Raw genomic sequence first — 14,019 nt, forward strand, 5'->3', positions numbered from 1 at the left:
GCTTTGACCAGCTTGAAAATGCGCAACTGGTTCGCGAGCGCCTCGCCGGCAATCGCTTCTAGAACAATCCTAATCTCCTTTTTCTGAACTTTCGTCACCCTGCTTTCAGGGTGCTTGAATATCTGTGCTTTTCCAGGCGCTATTCTCCTCGCAATATCAGCAAAGATATGAAAAACTATTAATCAACACAGCAGCTGTGGCGACGAAGCATCTTCAGATAGCCTGCTTAGAATAAAAAAAGGAAGTTTTCATGGACCGCTTAAAAAACAAAATTGCGCTTATCACCGGCGCCGCACAGGGCATTGGCTTGGAAACAGCGCGCTTATTCGTTGCTGAAGGTGCAACTGTTATTTTGACAGATCGCAATACGGATGCAGGTGAAGCCGCCGCGCACCAACTAGGTGAACAGGCACAGTTTATGCCCTTGGATGTCGGCAATGCGGAGCAATGGGAACAGGTTATGAGCCGAACTATTTCGGCCCACGGTCAACTGGATATTCTGGTCAACAACGCCGGTATATTGGCGACGGGAAATCGTCAAACCATCGAAGATACAGATCTCGATCAATGGCGGGCCATTCAAACAATTAATGTGGAAGGGGTCTTCCTCGGCTGTCAAAATGCTGTCCGGCATATGAAAGAAAATGGCGGCGCCATCGTCAACCTATCGTCGGTCGCCGCCCTCATTGGCACCCCTCATCTTATTGCCTACGGCGCCTCAAAAGCCGCTGTTCGGCAAATGACCAAATCCGTGGCAATTCATTGCACCATGCGCAAATACCGGATCCGCTGCAATTCCGTGCATCCTGATCCAATCCGCACACCCATGGGCGACGAGCTGATGACCATGTATGACAGAGACTTGAAATCCGGATGGGACGAAATCGAAAATCGTATCCCCATGGGAATCCCCGGTGAACCTATTGATATTGCCAATGCTATTCTGTTCCTGGCATCGGACGAAGCCCGCCATATGACCGGATCAGAATTAGTCATCGATGGCGGCCTCACAGCAACTTGAGCCCCCGAACATTTATGAAACAGGATTCCTGAACATGCTAACTGATCATATAAGCCTGAATGAGACTGTAAGAAAAATACTGACGACTACGGGAAGCAGCCCGGAAGAAGCGGCCATTGTTGCGGATCATCTGGTTCTTGCCAATCTGTCGGGCCATGACAGTCACGGGGTTGGCATGATTCCCAACTATATGCGGAACATCACGTCTGGCTACCTGATCCCCAATCAGCATGCGGAAAAAGTCCGGCATGACGGTTCGATTATGGTGTTTGACGGGAAAGCCGGATACGGACAAGTAGTTGCACGCGATGCGATGATAGAAGCCATAGATGTTTCACGTGAAACAGGTGTTGCTATTGTAGCCTTGCGCAACGCCCATCATATTGGACGCGTCGGCACTTACGGGGAACAATGCGCAGATGCCGGTCTTGTCTCCTTGCATTTTGTCAATGTCACGGGTCATATGCCCCTGGTTGCGCCGCATCCAGGGTCTGATGCGCGCTTCGGTACCAACCCCATTTGTATCGCGTTGCCCGATACGGAAAATGAGCCCCGGATTATTCTTGATTTTGCCACCAGCAAAGTGGCGTTGGGGAAAATGCGTGTTGCCAATAACCGCGGGGAGCAAGTGGCAGAAGGTTTGTTACTTGATAAGGACGGAAATCCAACGACAGATCCGGGGGTCATGTGGGAAGAGGAAGTCGGTGCGCTTCTGACCATCGGTGAACATAAAGGCTATGGCCTTGCGCTGATGTGCGAATTGCTATCCGGTGCCATAGGCGGCGGTGGGACGCTACAGCCAGAAAATGTCCGTGATACCCGCATCATCAATAATATGCTGTCAATTGTTATCGACCCCAGCCGTCTCACGGACCAAACCTACATCGCCCATGAAATGAAAGAAATGTGCGATTATGTTCGGCAATCTCCGCCGCGCCCGGGACATGAAAAAGTAATGGTTCCTGGGGATCCAGAGCGCCGGCATCGCCAACATCGCAAGGAACATGGGATTGAAGTGGATGACGAAACCTGGCGGCAAATTGTTGAAGCGGCGGCCGATATGGGCGTCGACATCGCATAATATAAATTGCAAAGGAAATGATCATGCGACTCTTTTGGATACTGGCAAGTTTTCTTCTTGTTACTGCTTGTACCAGTCAGCGTGATCAGATGGTACAGGATGGATTTCCGCTGTCCTATGCGGATGGATTTGCAGATGGATGTCATTCCGGCAAAAAAGCGGGGGGCGCCTTGTTCGAAGAATTTAAAAAAGACGTGACCCGGTTCAGCGCGGAAGCCCAGTATGCGCAAGGCTGGTCAGACGGGTTTAGGCAATGTGAGCTGGAAGAAGAAGCGCAAGAGCGTAGCGTCCGTACGGCAATTCAGTCTCAGCAGATGCAGAATTACCATAAAGACGTTATTGGCCCTGATTTTTTTAACGGCATGAATATCGATACGGACGCCATCAACAAATTGAAATAAACGCTTATTCCTATTTTTTAAGCGTTGCCAGCAACTCATTCGCAGCACTGGCAAGCAATCCGACATCGCCTGCACAGAGGAGAAAATCAAACCCGTCGGCAAACAACTGATTGGTCTCAACGGTACCTTTTGAAATACAGCCGAGAGACGCCGGGCTTGCAATAATTTTGTCGCGGGCTTCTTCAAACTGAGCTTTAACTTCCGGATCATCAAATTCACCAAGTTTATTGATGCTTGCTGACAAATCATTGGGACCGATAAACAACATATCGACGCCTTCAACAGCGGCAATTTCCTCGATATTACCCACGGCTTCCTTGGTTTCAATCTGGCAAATAATCATCAATTCTTTATCGAGGTTTTTGCGGTATTCGGACGCCGTACGGCCATACCCGCCCGCCCGTGCTGCGCCGAAGCCCGCACTGCGAATACCAGTTGGCGGATAGCGGCACGCATGAACCGCGGCCTGCGCCTCTGCTGCCGTATTGACCGACGGCACCATAATACCGTCGACACCCATGTCCAGCGCCCGTTTAATCAAGACGGAATCATTCCAGGGAACCCGCATTAATACAGTCATGTCACTGACAGATCGAACGGCACGATGCTGGTCCACCGCAGTGGTTAGATTTCCAGAACCATGCTCATGGTCAATCATTACCGCGTCAAAGCCCGTTCCGCCAATGACTTCTGCTGCATCGCTTGAGTTCGAAAACAACCAGCATGCTGCGGCTTTTTCACCAGCTTTCAGTTTCTTTTTTAGTTTGTTCTGGTTCATAAGATGTCCTTTAATCAGCGACCCACGGCCGCCGGTATATAAAATAATGATCCAAACCAACGCCAGCGTCGATCTGGCCCTGGCAGCGTACAATTTATCCGGCCTCGCCCTTTCTTGAACGCCGTCGAGAGCCGGACTTCAATGCGTGACGCGCCAATTTTTTCGATAGGCACCGCGCCTCCCGTTTGGCTGGAGGCAAAGCAGGAAAGTGTTTTAAGGTTGCCATAATCTTCCGTGATGGTAAATCCGAAATTGGGCGGATTGCGGGTCAGAATGTTATCCGAGGGCGTGACGTCTTTGACCCGAAGCGGCAAGGCGTTTGCCGCCAAACGAAAACGCCCAATTCCACCATAATTTTCGCTCATGGCAAATCGCGGTAATTCAAACCGATCATGCCCGGAATAGGCGACGCCCGATTGTTGTCCGAAGGCGGCCATAAAACCTGTCTTGCGGACGACGGATTTAATATCGTCGCCATATTCCCCGTAGGGGTAAGCAAAAATCGCGGGAACAAATCCAAGTTCCGTTTCGAAACGCGCACTCGCGGTATCAATATCTTTTTCAACATTGGCGATGGACAAAAGCGGATAATGAGCATGAGAGTGGCCATGATGTCCGATATGAACGCCATTATCGCGCAAAGTCCGAATATGGTCCCAAGTCATATAATCAGGATAGGCCTGATCAACGCCCTCCGTTGCGACAAAGACTGTGAAAGGAAGGTTTGCTTCCTTCAACAAAGGCCAGGCAACATCAAAGACAGAGCGATAAGCATCATCGATTGTCAGGGCAACTGTCCTATCGGGAAGCTCCTCACCCTTTTCCAGCAAATCGACAATCTCGTTGAGCGGTAACACCGTATAACCGCCCGTCTTCAATTCCTGAATATGCTCTTTGAATTGCTCAACCGTGATATTGGTTGCCGGATGCTGCTCTTCGCCAAACCGATGATACATAATCACACTGGCCCAATCGGCAGACAGCGCGGCCGTTGGCAAGACCAGACAGCTCATTATCAGGCAGAACACCCAAAGCGCTGTTTTCACAATTTTAGTAAGAATATGCATACCCGTATCTCGTCTTCATCAATTCAACTGTTTTACATCATTTCCGCGCCGGATGCAGCATCCGATAAGGTAGGGTAGCGCCGAGGTCTAAACAATTGGTAATGCCACCATTCGTTCCGGTAAAAATCCCAGTCTGCGGCCGTCATAATTCCAAGTAGAATTGCTCTGTTCTTTTGCGCCTGCGCTGAAATACCGACCGATCCATGATGGGACAGATCTGTCATTGCATCAAATTCCGTCCCCATTTCCTGCTCTTGTCCGGCCACGTCCAGCAGCGTCAAATCAATGGCCGCACCCCGGGAATGCGGTGATCCATTGCTTGGATGGGATAGGTAGACAGGGTCCGGCGTATGATCCCAAAGCACCTGAACGGCTTCGGTTGGGCGAAACCCGTCAAATAAACGGAAACGGTATCCCATCGCTGCCGCCAACTGAATGGCCCGCTCCAGTTTTTCGGCAGCTTCTTCGTTTAAAAAACAAACGTGCCTCTTATAAATAGGTGCTTCTGTAAAATTATGGTTGGACGCGTATCGGATATCCAGTTCCACATCATATTTTTCAGATGTAATTTCGATCAATGTCATTGCGGTAATCATCTCAGTGCTTGTTTACTTGAATTTCGGCTAGATTGAGCGTAACACTCCACTCGAAATAAACCCTACATGGCCCTATGTCGGAACACAACAACATGAAAATACTGGCTCTCGATACGGCGTTGAATGCCTGTTCTGTTGCGATCCTGGATGGCGACATCTTACAAGCCCATGTTCACGAGAAACGAGCCCGCGGCCATGCGGAAACCCTGATGCCGCTTATTCAGGATTTGATGAAAACCTGCGGGGCCAAATATTCAGATTTAGATTTAATCGCCGTCACCATCGGCCCCGGAACCTTTACGGGATTAAGAATTGGGTTGGCCGCAGCGCGGGGTATCGCGCTTGCAGCAGCAAAGCCTTGCCGCGGTATTACGACGCTGGAAGCCCTGGCCGCCAGCGTTCCCAAGACCGCTTTAAAGGGCCGACCAATTATAGCGACCGCCGATGCGCGTCGCCGCGAGATTTATACACAGGTTTTTTCTTGCGTACAGTCTCCCGATCTTGTGGTGCCGGAAACAGATCCCATCGCCTTGCCCCTCGTCGAGGCAGACAGTTTTCTGACAATGGAAAGTGCGTTGATCATTGGTTCCGGAGGGCCGCTTTTAGCAGCTCATCCCGATTTCGATGCAACCCGTTTCCAGATTTCAGACCTCGACCCCGACCCGGATGCAATTCTAGTCGGTAGACTGGCCGCTGCCCGCCTGATCCCAAGCATATCCGACGGCGCACCTGCACCATTGTACCTTCGCGCGCCGGACGCAAAATTGCCAGGGGGAAAAGATCCAGCGCCAGCGCCGGAGCTTTCAAACGGTTCATGAATATTCGGGGACTGAATTTCGAATTTACTGAAACATCCAGCCATGTCGAACTTGCGGCGGCCATGCATCAGCAATGCTTCTCCAAACCCTGGGACGAAGCCTCTTTCCATTCAGCCATGAACATTCCAGGTACTGTATTGGTGTTGGCCAGCGAAAAGAGTGTTCCGGTCGCTTTTCTTGTGTATCGATATAGCGAACCGGAAGCCGAAATATTAACACTCGGCGTTCTACCAGCAGTTCGCCAAAGAAGTATCGCTGGCGCTCTGCTTGATCAGGGCAGATTATATTTACAGGAACGGGACGTTGACACTCTCTGGCTTGAGGTCAGCAGCCGCAATAAAGCGGCTCTGTGCCTTTATAAATCTCAGGGATTCAAAGAAACCGGTCGGCGCAAAGGTTATTACCAAGACGGCGGTAAAAAAGAAGACGCAATTATAATGAAGCAGATATTCTCTACTTCAAACCTCCGTATCGACAAGAGAAAGACTTAAGTCCATCTAAATAATATTATTTTTATTATCTCTCTAAGAAACAATTGAAAGAGATATAGAAACAATTTTAGTAAATAAAGAACGAATCCAGGTTTTCTTGAATTTGGTATCTTTATTACTGATCCTTTATTGCACTATTATTTCCAATACATTATAAAGCAGCCAGTATTTTAACGGAGGTCATCGATACATGTCTGAAGATATAGATAAACTGGAGCTTCTTGCCCTGACAACAGATATTGTGACATCACATTTATCGCGCAATTCCATCGATTCTACTGAAATTCCAATACTCATAAAAGATATTTATTCAACTTTGTCGACGATCAGCGACGCGGAGCCGGAAATGGACAAGCCACAACCGGCTGTTTCCATTCGTAAATCCATCCATCCTGACTACATTGTCTGTCTCGAAGATGGTAAAAAATTGAAAATGCTAAAACGCCACCTGAAAACTTCATATGACATGTCACCTGATGACTATAGACAACGCTGGGGGCTGCCAGCCGATTATCCTATGGTGGCGCCGAATTATGCCTTACAACGCCGTGACCTTGCCAAAAAAATCGGCTTGGGCACGCGAAGGAAGCGGGCAAGTAGCAACTAGTTACGACTTTCGCTGGCTCAAAAAGAAAATTCGTATAAAATCAATACTGGTTAGTGTCACGCGAACCGCTTTAGTATTTTTAGTCAGGGAATTTTATGCCATCTCGTCTTGAGCAAATATGCGTCGAAAAGGGTCTGAGAATGACCGGGCAACGCCGCGTCATCGCCCGGGTTTTGTCAGAATCTCAGGATCATCCAGACGTCGAACTGGTATATAAACGAGCCGTAGACATTGACGAGACCATTAGTATTTCAACCGTCTATCGAACGGTTCGCATGTTTGAAGAAAATGGAATTTTGGAACGGCATGACTTCGGAGATGGTCGCGCACGCTATGAAGAAGTCTCGGATCAACATCATGATCATTTGATTAATGTTCAAACCGGTCAGGTGATCGAATTCACCAGTGACAAAATTGAAGAGTTACAAAAGTTGATCGCCGCAGAGCTGGGATTTGAACTTATTGACCACCGTCTTGAGTTATATGGCAAGCCCCTGTCAAAAAAAACTGGGCACCCCGTTTCACCCGAGGAATCTGTCGTGAATATGCAGCAAACTTCTCTTAACAAGAAAAACGACTGAGCAGTTTCAGCCTCGTCTTGATTGGCCTATGACCATACTTAAATCCATATGTATTATTATTGCCGTGTTTCTTTGGACGGGCCTGCTCGCCCCTGTGCAGATGCTAGTACTCCTAGCTTTCAAAGAGCATCGCCACAAAATTCCGCAGATATATCACGCCGGGTTATGCCGATTACTGCAAGTTGATGTTGTCGTTTCCGGAGAAATGAGCCAGGAACGGCCGACGCTCTTTGTTCTAAACCATATTTCCTGGCTCGACATTCCTATAATCGGAAAAATAATTCCTGGTAGCTTCGTTGCCAAGACAGACGTTGAGAATTATCCCCTAGTCGGCGCCGTCTCGAAACTGCAGGAAACGATTTTTATCGAACGCACCCGCCCCTCTATTATGGGCCATAAAGGGGAGATGCAGGGACATCTTGATAACGGGGACAATCTGATCTTGTTTCCCGAAGGAACTTCTTCCAACGGGATCATCCTTCAACCCTTCAAAAGTTCATACCTAGCGTTGGCAGAACGTGAAATCAATGGTCAGCATTTACCTGTCCAACCCGTGACTATCGCCTATAGTCGCCTAAGGAATATGTCGCTGACACGGGGCAACATGAGCATTGTCGCTTGGGTAGGTGATGAAGAGCTGCTGGCTCATATTTGGGCGTTTCTCAAAACAGGGAAAGTGACGGCGGAGCTTCGGTTCCATAAAACAGTAACCATTGACGACTACGATTCTCGAAAAACCCTTGCAAGTGACTGTCAATTGACCATAGCGATGGGCCTTAGTCGTGTATTGACGGGCCGAACGGAAGCCGAAGAAACGTGACATTCCCTACAATTTGGCCAGAAATACAGTGAATGCTGAATAAATCAGCTATTTCTTCTAATATTTGCGTATTACTGATAAATTATTCATGATATTGACTTTTTTTTTGTGTAAGGATCATCTTCAATACAACCCTTTAGGTCAGTGAGGAAAAGTGACCAAAAAACTCTATATTTCTACGTATGGCTGCCAGATGAATGTTTATGATTCCGCACGGATGGCGGACATCATGGCGCCCTTAGGCTATTCTGTTACGGAAAAGCCAGACGGGGCCGATATGGCAATCCTGAATACCTGCCATATTCGGGAAAAAGCCTCGGAAAAAACTTTCTCCGAGCTCGGACGTTTACGCAATATGCGAAACAAAAAGCTGGAGCAGGACAAGGGCGATATGGTTATTGCCGTTGCCGGGTGCGTTGCACAAGCCGAAGGCGCTGAAATCATGAAACGCGCGCCTTATGTGAATATGGTTTTTGGACCGCAGTCATACCATTTGTTGCCGCAGATGGTGGCCCAAGCGGCCCGTGGTGCAGGTCATATATTAGAAACTGACTTTCCGGTTGATGCAAAATTTGACCATTTACCGGACGAAGCCATCGATACTAATCTCAGTGCCTTTTTGACTGTTCAAGAAGGGTGCGACAAATTTTGCGCCTTCTGCGTCGTGCCTTATACGCGCGGTGCGGAATTCTCTCGCCCGGTTGCGGATATCGTTGCCGAAGCCAAACGCATGATTGCCGGTGGTACTCAGGAAATAACGCTCCTGGGTCAGAATGTGAATGCCTATCATGGTACTCTTCAATCGGGAGCATCTGCTTCACTTGCCGAGCTAATTTATGAGCTTGCGGAATTGGAGGGCCTGAAACGCTTGCGTTACACAACGTCCCATCCGTTGGAAATGAGCGAGGATCTCCTTCGGGCGCATCGCGATGTCGATGTTCTTATGCCGTATTTACATTTGCCTGTTCAAGCCGGATCCGATCGAATTCTTGACGCCATGAACCGCCGTCATACCGCGCAGGAATACCGGGCGATCATTGAAAAATTACGCTCCTACAGACCAGATCTGGCTCTATCTGGCGATTTTATCGTCGGCTTTCCCGGAGAGAGTGACAAGGATTTCGAAGACACATTACAACTCGTTCGCGACGTTGAATATGCGCAAGCCTATAGTTTCAAATATAGCCCGCGACCGGGAACCCCCGCCGCTGGGTTAGAAGGCCAAATGATTCCTGAAGATGTGAAGTCGGTACGGCTTGCTGCGCTTCAGCAGTTGTTGAATAAACAACAGCTTGCCTACAACCAGTCCTTTGTCGGACAAGAGATCAAGGTCCTTCTGGAGCGAGAAGGGAAACGCGACGGACAATTGGTCGGACGCAGCCCTTATATGCAATCTGTTTTCGTCCCCTCTCCGTCTCATCGGATTGGGCGTATTGCGACCGTCATTGTCCAGGAGGGAAATGCAAACTCTCTGCGCGGCGAACTTAAACCCGGTAATGTCGCAGATGCGGCTTAGGAACAAACGTGGCAAAAAATCAATCGAGCACTAACACCACCGCGGCCCAATCAGACACAACGATATTAGAATTTGATGATAATCATCTCCTCGCACAATTAGTGGGCGAGCATGATCGATATCTCGCCCGCATTGAGCAGGCTATTGAAGTCTCTGTCACCTCTCGCGGAAATAAAATGGCAGTATCCGGCTCTAAAACCGCGCAAACCGCCGCCAAGAAGGTACTTTTGGATTTGTATAGTCGGTTAGAAAAAGGCATGGATGTCACTGAAGGTGACGTGGATGGCGCCATTCGCATGGCGAATGATGCGCCTGCAAATGATGGCAGCCGATCTTCCGTTTCTGAAAGTAGCGCGATGATAGTGACAAAACGTCGCCGTATCACGCCGCGCTCCAACAATCAAGGCATCTACGTAAAATCTTTGCAAACAAATGAGTTGGTTTTTGGACTGGGACCTGCGGGTACAGGCAAAACTTATCTGGCTGTCGCCAATGCGGTTGCTATGCTGATCGAAAACAAGGTTGATCGTCTTATTTTAGCAAGACCCGCCGTTGAAGCTGGCGAAAAACTTGGCTTTCTCCCGGGCGACATGCGAGACAAAATTGACCCTTACTTGCGCCCTTTATACGACGCTCTCTACGATATGCTGCCCGCAGAAGAAGTTGTAAAACGACTGGAAAATGGTGAAATTGAAGTTGCGGCTCTGGCATTTATGAGGGGGCGCACCTTGGCGAATGCCGCGATCATTCTGGATGAAGCGCAGAACACGACGCCGGTTCAGATGAAAATGCTGCTAACACGTATGGGCGAAAACTCCCGAATGGCAGTCACCGGCGACTTGAGTCAAATTGACTTACCGCTTGGAATGAAATCGGGGCTTCACGAAGCCGTTGATATTCTACAAGGCGTCAAAGGCGTTGATTTTATCAATTTTGGCGAATCCGATGTTGTCCGCCATCCGTTGGTGACCCGTATTGTACGAGCTTACGGTGAATATGACCGGGAAAAGCAATTGGGGTTAAAGCCACGCCATAGCTGACACACTTTCTGGAGGCTTCCTCCTCTGTCACGAATTTGAGACTAAAGATATTGTCCAATACCAAGCAAACTCCGTTGCCGTTTACCATCGATGTTGCCACCAATATTGAGAGCGGCGATTGGCCAAGTCTGATGGCAGATCTTAATGCGACTTCTCACAACGTCGTTAGCAAAGTCCTTGATGTTTACGCCCGGAAAATTGCTATTGAAAAACTAGCGGAGGCAACTGGTCCTGTTGTTGAAGTCAGTCTTGTTTTTACAAATGACGATAATATCAGACGCCTCAACCGGGACTATCGGCAAAAAGATAACCCGACAAATGTTCTCTCATTTCCGGATACGGAACTAAGTGCGTCCACTCTTAGAGAAGCTGCGCTTACCGACGAACCTCTTATACTTGGGGATATCGTCTTTGCTTTGGAAACCGTTAGTCAGGAAGCTCTAACCCAAAACAAAAAACTGGATAATCATGTAATACATCTTTTAGTTCATGGACTTTTACATCTTGTCGGCTACGATCATATAGAACAAGATGAAGCTGATATTATGGAAGAACTTGAAATTTGTATTTTACGTGAATTTGATATTGATAATCCATATATATCACCGGACAACAACAGAGGAATATCGTAACCTAAAATGAGTGATCACGTCTCTCCGCCGAATTCTCCCGAATCTCGCGATGGAACTGAAACGGACGCTGCAAGCAATGGCATGCTAAATGTTCTCAAACGCCTTTTAGGCTTGGGACAGCAATCAGAGCGAAGCGTACGATCTACGTTAGAAGAATTGATCGAGGAACATGACGATCCCGAGCAATCCATAAATGCTTCTGAAAAAATGATGTTGACCAACATACTGAGTTTTAGCGAGCTTAGCATTAGTGATGTCATGATCCCGAGGGCGGATATAGAAGCAGTTGATGCTGCGCTCCCGCTTAAAGAAGTTGTCGAACGTTTCAAGGACACCAGCCATTCCCGCCTCCCCGTTTACGAAGAGAGCCTGGATAACGTTGTCGGAATGTTTCATATCAAGGACCTGATAAATTTCTGGAACGATCCAGACGCCAAGAACTGGCAAAATTTCCGACGTGAAATTTTATTCGTTCCGCCTTCCATGTCCGTCCCCGATTTATTGCTAAAAATGCGAGCAAATCACATTCACATGGCGGCGGTTGTTGATGAATATGGCGGAATAGATGGCTTGGTGACTATTGAAGACTTGGTCGAAGAGATTGTCGGTGACATTGAAGACGAACATGATGCCCAAGAAGGGCCACTCATCACAGTCGCCAGTAATGGAATGTTGGAGGCGGATGCCCGTGCATCGATCGAAGAATTAGAATCATTGCTGGAAATAGATCTATTGCCCGAAGATGAAGATGATGAAGTCGACAGTGTGGGCGGCCTGGTATTTCAGCTTGCCGGCCAAATTCCGGCTCGCGGAGAAATCATTTCTCATTCGAGCGGCCTTGATTTTGAAATTCTGGACGCGGACCCGAGAAAAGTGAAGAGAGTCCGTATTCGCCGTCGTCCAAAATTGATGAATTCAACCGAATGATATCCCTCGATGAGTGGATCCGAAGCCTTACGTTTCTAAAAAAAGCACTTCTTGCCTTTCTGTTAGGATTGATCGTCGCCGCGGCACTACCACCAGTACATCTCATCTTTCTTTTACCTGTAAGTTTTACAGGACTCATATTGATACTCGGCAGCGCCAAGAACCGAAAGCAGGCTTTCTTCGTTGGTTGGTGGTTTGCCTGGGGGCAGTTTATTGCTGGTCTATACTGGATTGGTGTGGCCTTCACTGTAGATGCCGACGCACACGCTGCGCTAATGCCTTTGCCAGTGTTAGCGTTACCTGCTTTTCTCGCAATATTTTCGGGCCTTGCAACGCTCGCCACCCATTTGACACGCGCGAAATCTGTTGGACGTATTTTCGTTTTCACAAGTTTCTGGATTATTTCTGAATATATTCGAGGAACCATTTTTACAGGATTTCCTTGGAACCTTCTGGGTTATAGCTGGACTTCTATTTTACCCGTCCTCCAATCAACAGCTTATATCGGAATTTACGGCCTGACCCTTCTGACCATATTGGTGAGTTCCTTGCCCGCTTTACTTGCGGATCGGCATACAACGAAACCCATTGGCATAAAGTTCGTTACTGCCGGTGGCATGATATTTATTCTCATTTTTGCCGCCGGGCAATGGCGGCTATACGGACAAACAGCAGAAATCTATTCCGAGAAAAAAATTCGCATTATTCAGCCAAATATTCGCCAGGCTGATAAATGGAAACAACACCTTCGCAGAAACCACCTCTTGAAAACAATCACATTAAGCCAAACTGACAATGGGTTTCATCCAGATTACTTAATTTGGCCCGAGACCGCGGTCCCCTATTTTCTGACGACATCTGACCAGCTTAAAGCTCAATTGACGGAATTCGTCCCACATGGCGGTGCAATCGTAACAGGAGCACCACGCCAGGATCCTTTAACGAAGCAGTACTGGAATAGTGTGCAAGTTCTAGAAAGCGATGGGAAGATAGAGCAAATATATGACAAGCTGCATCTAGTGCCGTATGGAGAATACCTACCTCTACGCAGTTGGCTCAAAGCAAGCGGCCTGATGAAGTTAATTCCCGTCTTGGATCGGATGTCGGATTTTGCAATACCTGATGGAGAAGCCCCGAACACCATCACATTATCAGGCCTGCCACCAGCAAGGGTAATGATCTGTTACGAAATTGCTTTTCCATGGGAGGTTGCGAAAAATTCACAATTTTCTTGGATTCTCAATGCGACGAATGATGGCTGGTTCGGTAATACTTCTGGCCCCTATCAGCATCTTGCCATTACGAAAACTCGCGCAGTTGAACAAGGGAAACCTGTTATTCGTGCGGCTAACACCGGAATTTCAGCGATAATTGATCCCTACGGAAATGTTATACAGGAATTGGGTTTAAACGAAGCCGGCATCATTGACGGCTATATTCCAATGCCTACAAAAACTATTACATTTTATGGCAATGTAGGCGAAATCATTCCGGTTATGATGGCCCTTATTTTACTTGTTTTTGGGGTATATTATGGACGGATTCGATCTCATCAAAAAAACACGAGTTTTCTTGACTAGTACATTTTTTATACCAATACTATCCGTGTAAATTGAAGGCATGCCTGTTCCTGAATATGGTTA

16 protein-coding genes are annotated in these 14,019 nt (G+C 47.9%); 13 read left to right on the forward strand and 3 right to left on the reverse strand.

What is annotated here, in order from left to right:
• Positions 1-250: 250 nt before the first annotated feature.
• Genes V7723_RS16995 through V7723_RS17005 form a run of 3 tightly spaced genes read left to right on the forward strand, consistent with a single transcriptional unit; the run spans position 251 to position 2,503 of the window.
• Positions 251-1,021 carry a glucose 1-dehydrogenase gene (locus tag V7723_RS16995; RefSeq protein WP_335685689.1) on the forward strand — a complete coding sequence of 257 codons (771 nt, stop codon included), beginning with the start codon at positions 251-253 and terminating at the stop codon, positions 1,019-1,021.
• 34 nt (positions 1,022-1,055) lie between these two features.
• Positions 1,056-2,102 carry a malate/lactate/ureidoglycolate dehydrogenase gene (locus V7723_RS17000; RefSeq protein WP_335685690.1) on the forward strand — a complete coding sequence of 349 codons (1,047 nt, stop codon included), beginning with the start codon at positions 1,056-1,058 and terminating at the stop codon, positions 2,100-2,102.
• A gap of 23 nt (positions 2,103-2,125) precedes the next feature.
• A complete protein-coding gene (locus V7723_RS17005) occupies positions 2,126-2,503 on the forward strand; it encodes a hypothetical protein (RefSeq protein WP_335685691.1) in 378 nt (125 codons plus the stop codon).
• Positions 2,504-2,513: 10 nt separating this feature from the next.
• Here the strand turns inward: V7723_RS17005 and V7723_RS17010 are convergent, their stop codons facing one another.
• Genes V7723_RS17010 through ddpX form a run of 3 tightly spaced genes read right to left on the reverse strand, consistent with a single transcriptional unit; the run spans position 2,514 to position 4,932 of the window.
• Positions 2,514-3,281, reverse strand: coding sequence for an HpcH/HpaI aldolase family protein (locus tag V7723_RS17010; RefSeq protein ID WP_335685692.1), 768 nt, complete (start codon positions 3,279-3,281; stop codon positions 2,514-2,516).
• 14 nt (positions 3,282-3,295) lie between these two features.
• Positions 3,296-4,348: a polysaccharide deacetylase family protein gene (locus V7723_RS17015; RefSeq protein WP_335685693.1), complete on the reverse strand. Its 1,053-nt coding sequence runs from the start codon at positions 4,346-4,348 to the stop codon at positions 3,296-3,298.
• Between the two features lie 32 nt (positions 4,349-4,380).
• Positions 4,381-4,932 (reverse strand): D-alanyl-D-alanine dipeptidase, encoded by a 552-nt coding sequence (gene ddpX / locus V7723_RS17020; RefSeq protein WP_335685694.1) that lies wholly within the window; start codon positions 4,930-4,932, stop codon positions 4,381-4,383.
• Between the two features lie 104 nt (positions 4,933-5,036).
• Between ddpX and tsaB the strand changes: the two genes are divergently transcribed.
• The 10 genes from tsaB (at position 5,037) to lnt (ending at position 13,956) form a co-directional block, all read left to right on the forward strand.
• Positions 5,037-5,762: a tRNA (adenosine(37)-N6)-threonylcarbamoyltransferase complex dimerization subunit type 1 TsaB gene (gene tsaB / locus V7723_RS17025; RefSeq protein ID WP_335685695.1), complete on the forward strand. Its 726-nt coding sequence runs from the start codon at positions 5,037-5,039 to the stop codon at positions 5,760-5,762.
• Positions 5,759-6,253, forward strand: coding sequence for a ribosomal protein S18-alanine N-acetyltransferase (gene rimI / locus V7723_RS17030; RefSeq protein ID WP_335685696.1), 495 nt, complete (start codon positions 5,759-5,761; stop codon positions 6,251-6,253). Before tsaB ends, rimI begins: the two co-directional genes overlap by 4 nt.
• 190 nt (positions 6,254-6,443) lie before the next feature.
• Positions 6,444-6,860, forward strand: a complete 417-nt coding sequence (locus V7723_RS17035; protein ID WP_335685697.1) for a MucR family transcriptional regulator — start codon at positions 6,444-6,446, stop codon at positions 6,858-6,860.
• A 95-nt stretch (positions 6,861-6,955) separates the two neighbouring features.
• The gene (locus tag V7723_RS17040; protein WP_335685698.1) at positions 6,956-7,441 is read left to right on the forward strand and encodes a Fur family transcriptional regulator; all 486 of its coding nucleotides are present in this window, start codon (positions 6,956-6,958) and stop codon (positions 7,439-7,441) included.
• Positions 7,442-7,469: 28 nt separating this feature from the next.
• On the forward strand, positions 7,470-8,261 hold the full coding sequence (locus V7723_RS17045) for a lysophospholipid acyltransferase family protein (protein WP_335685699.1): 792 nt from the start codon (positions 7,470-7,472) through the stop codon (positions 8,259-8,261).
• A 154-nt stretch (positions 8,262-8,415) separates the two neighbouring features.
• Positions 8,416-9,777 carry a tRNA (N6-isopentenyl adenosine(37)-C2)-methylthiotransferase MiaB gene (gene miaB / locus V7723_RS17050; protein ID WP_335685700.1) on the forward strand — a complete coding sequence of 454 codons (1,362 nt, stop codon included), beginning with the start codon at positions 8,416-8,418 and terminating at the stop codon, positions 9,775-9,777.
• An 8-nt stretch (positions 9,778-9,785) separates the two neighbouring features.
• On the forward strand, positions 9,786-10,817 hold the full coding sequence (locus V7723_RS17055) for a PhoH family protein (protein WP_335685701.1): 1,032 nt from the start codon (positions 9,786-9,788) through the stop codon (positions 10,815-10,817).
• A gap of 50 nt (positions 10,818-10,867) precedes the next feature.
• Positions 10,868-11,449 (forward strand): rRNA maturation RNase YbeY, encoded by a 582-nt coding sequence (gene ybeY, locus V7723_RS17060; protein ID WP_335685702.1) that lies wholly within the window; start codon positions 10,868-10,870, stop codon positions 11,447-11,449.
• 6 nt (positions 11,450-11,455) lie between these two features.
• A complete protein-coding gene (locus V7723_RS17065; RefSeq protein WP_335685703.1) occupies positions 11,456-12,376 on the forward strand; it encodes a hemolysin family protein in 921 nt (306 codons plus the stop codon).
• Positions 12,373-13,956 (forward strand): apolipoprotein N-acyltransferase, encoded by a 1,584-nt coding sequence (gene lnt / locus V7723_RS17070; RefSeq protein ID WP_335685704.1) that lies wholly within the window; start codon positions 12,373-12,375, stop codon positions 13,954-13,956. The genes V7723_RS17065 and lnt overlap by 4 nt, the downstream gene beginning before the upstream one ends.
• Positions 13,957-14,019: the final 63 nt, after the last annotated feature.

Origin of the sequence: Sneathiella sp., assembly GCF_036960985.1 — a bacterium.
Classification (GTDB): Bacteria; Pseudomonadota; Alphaproteobacteria; order Sneathiellales; family Sneathiellaceae; genus Sneathiella.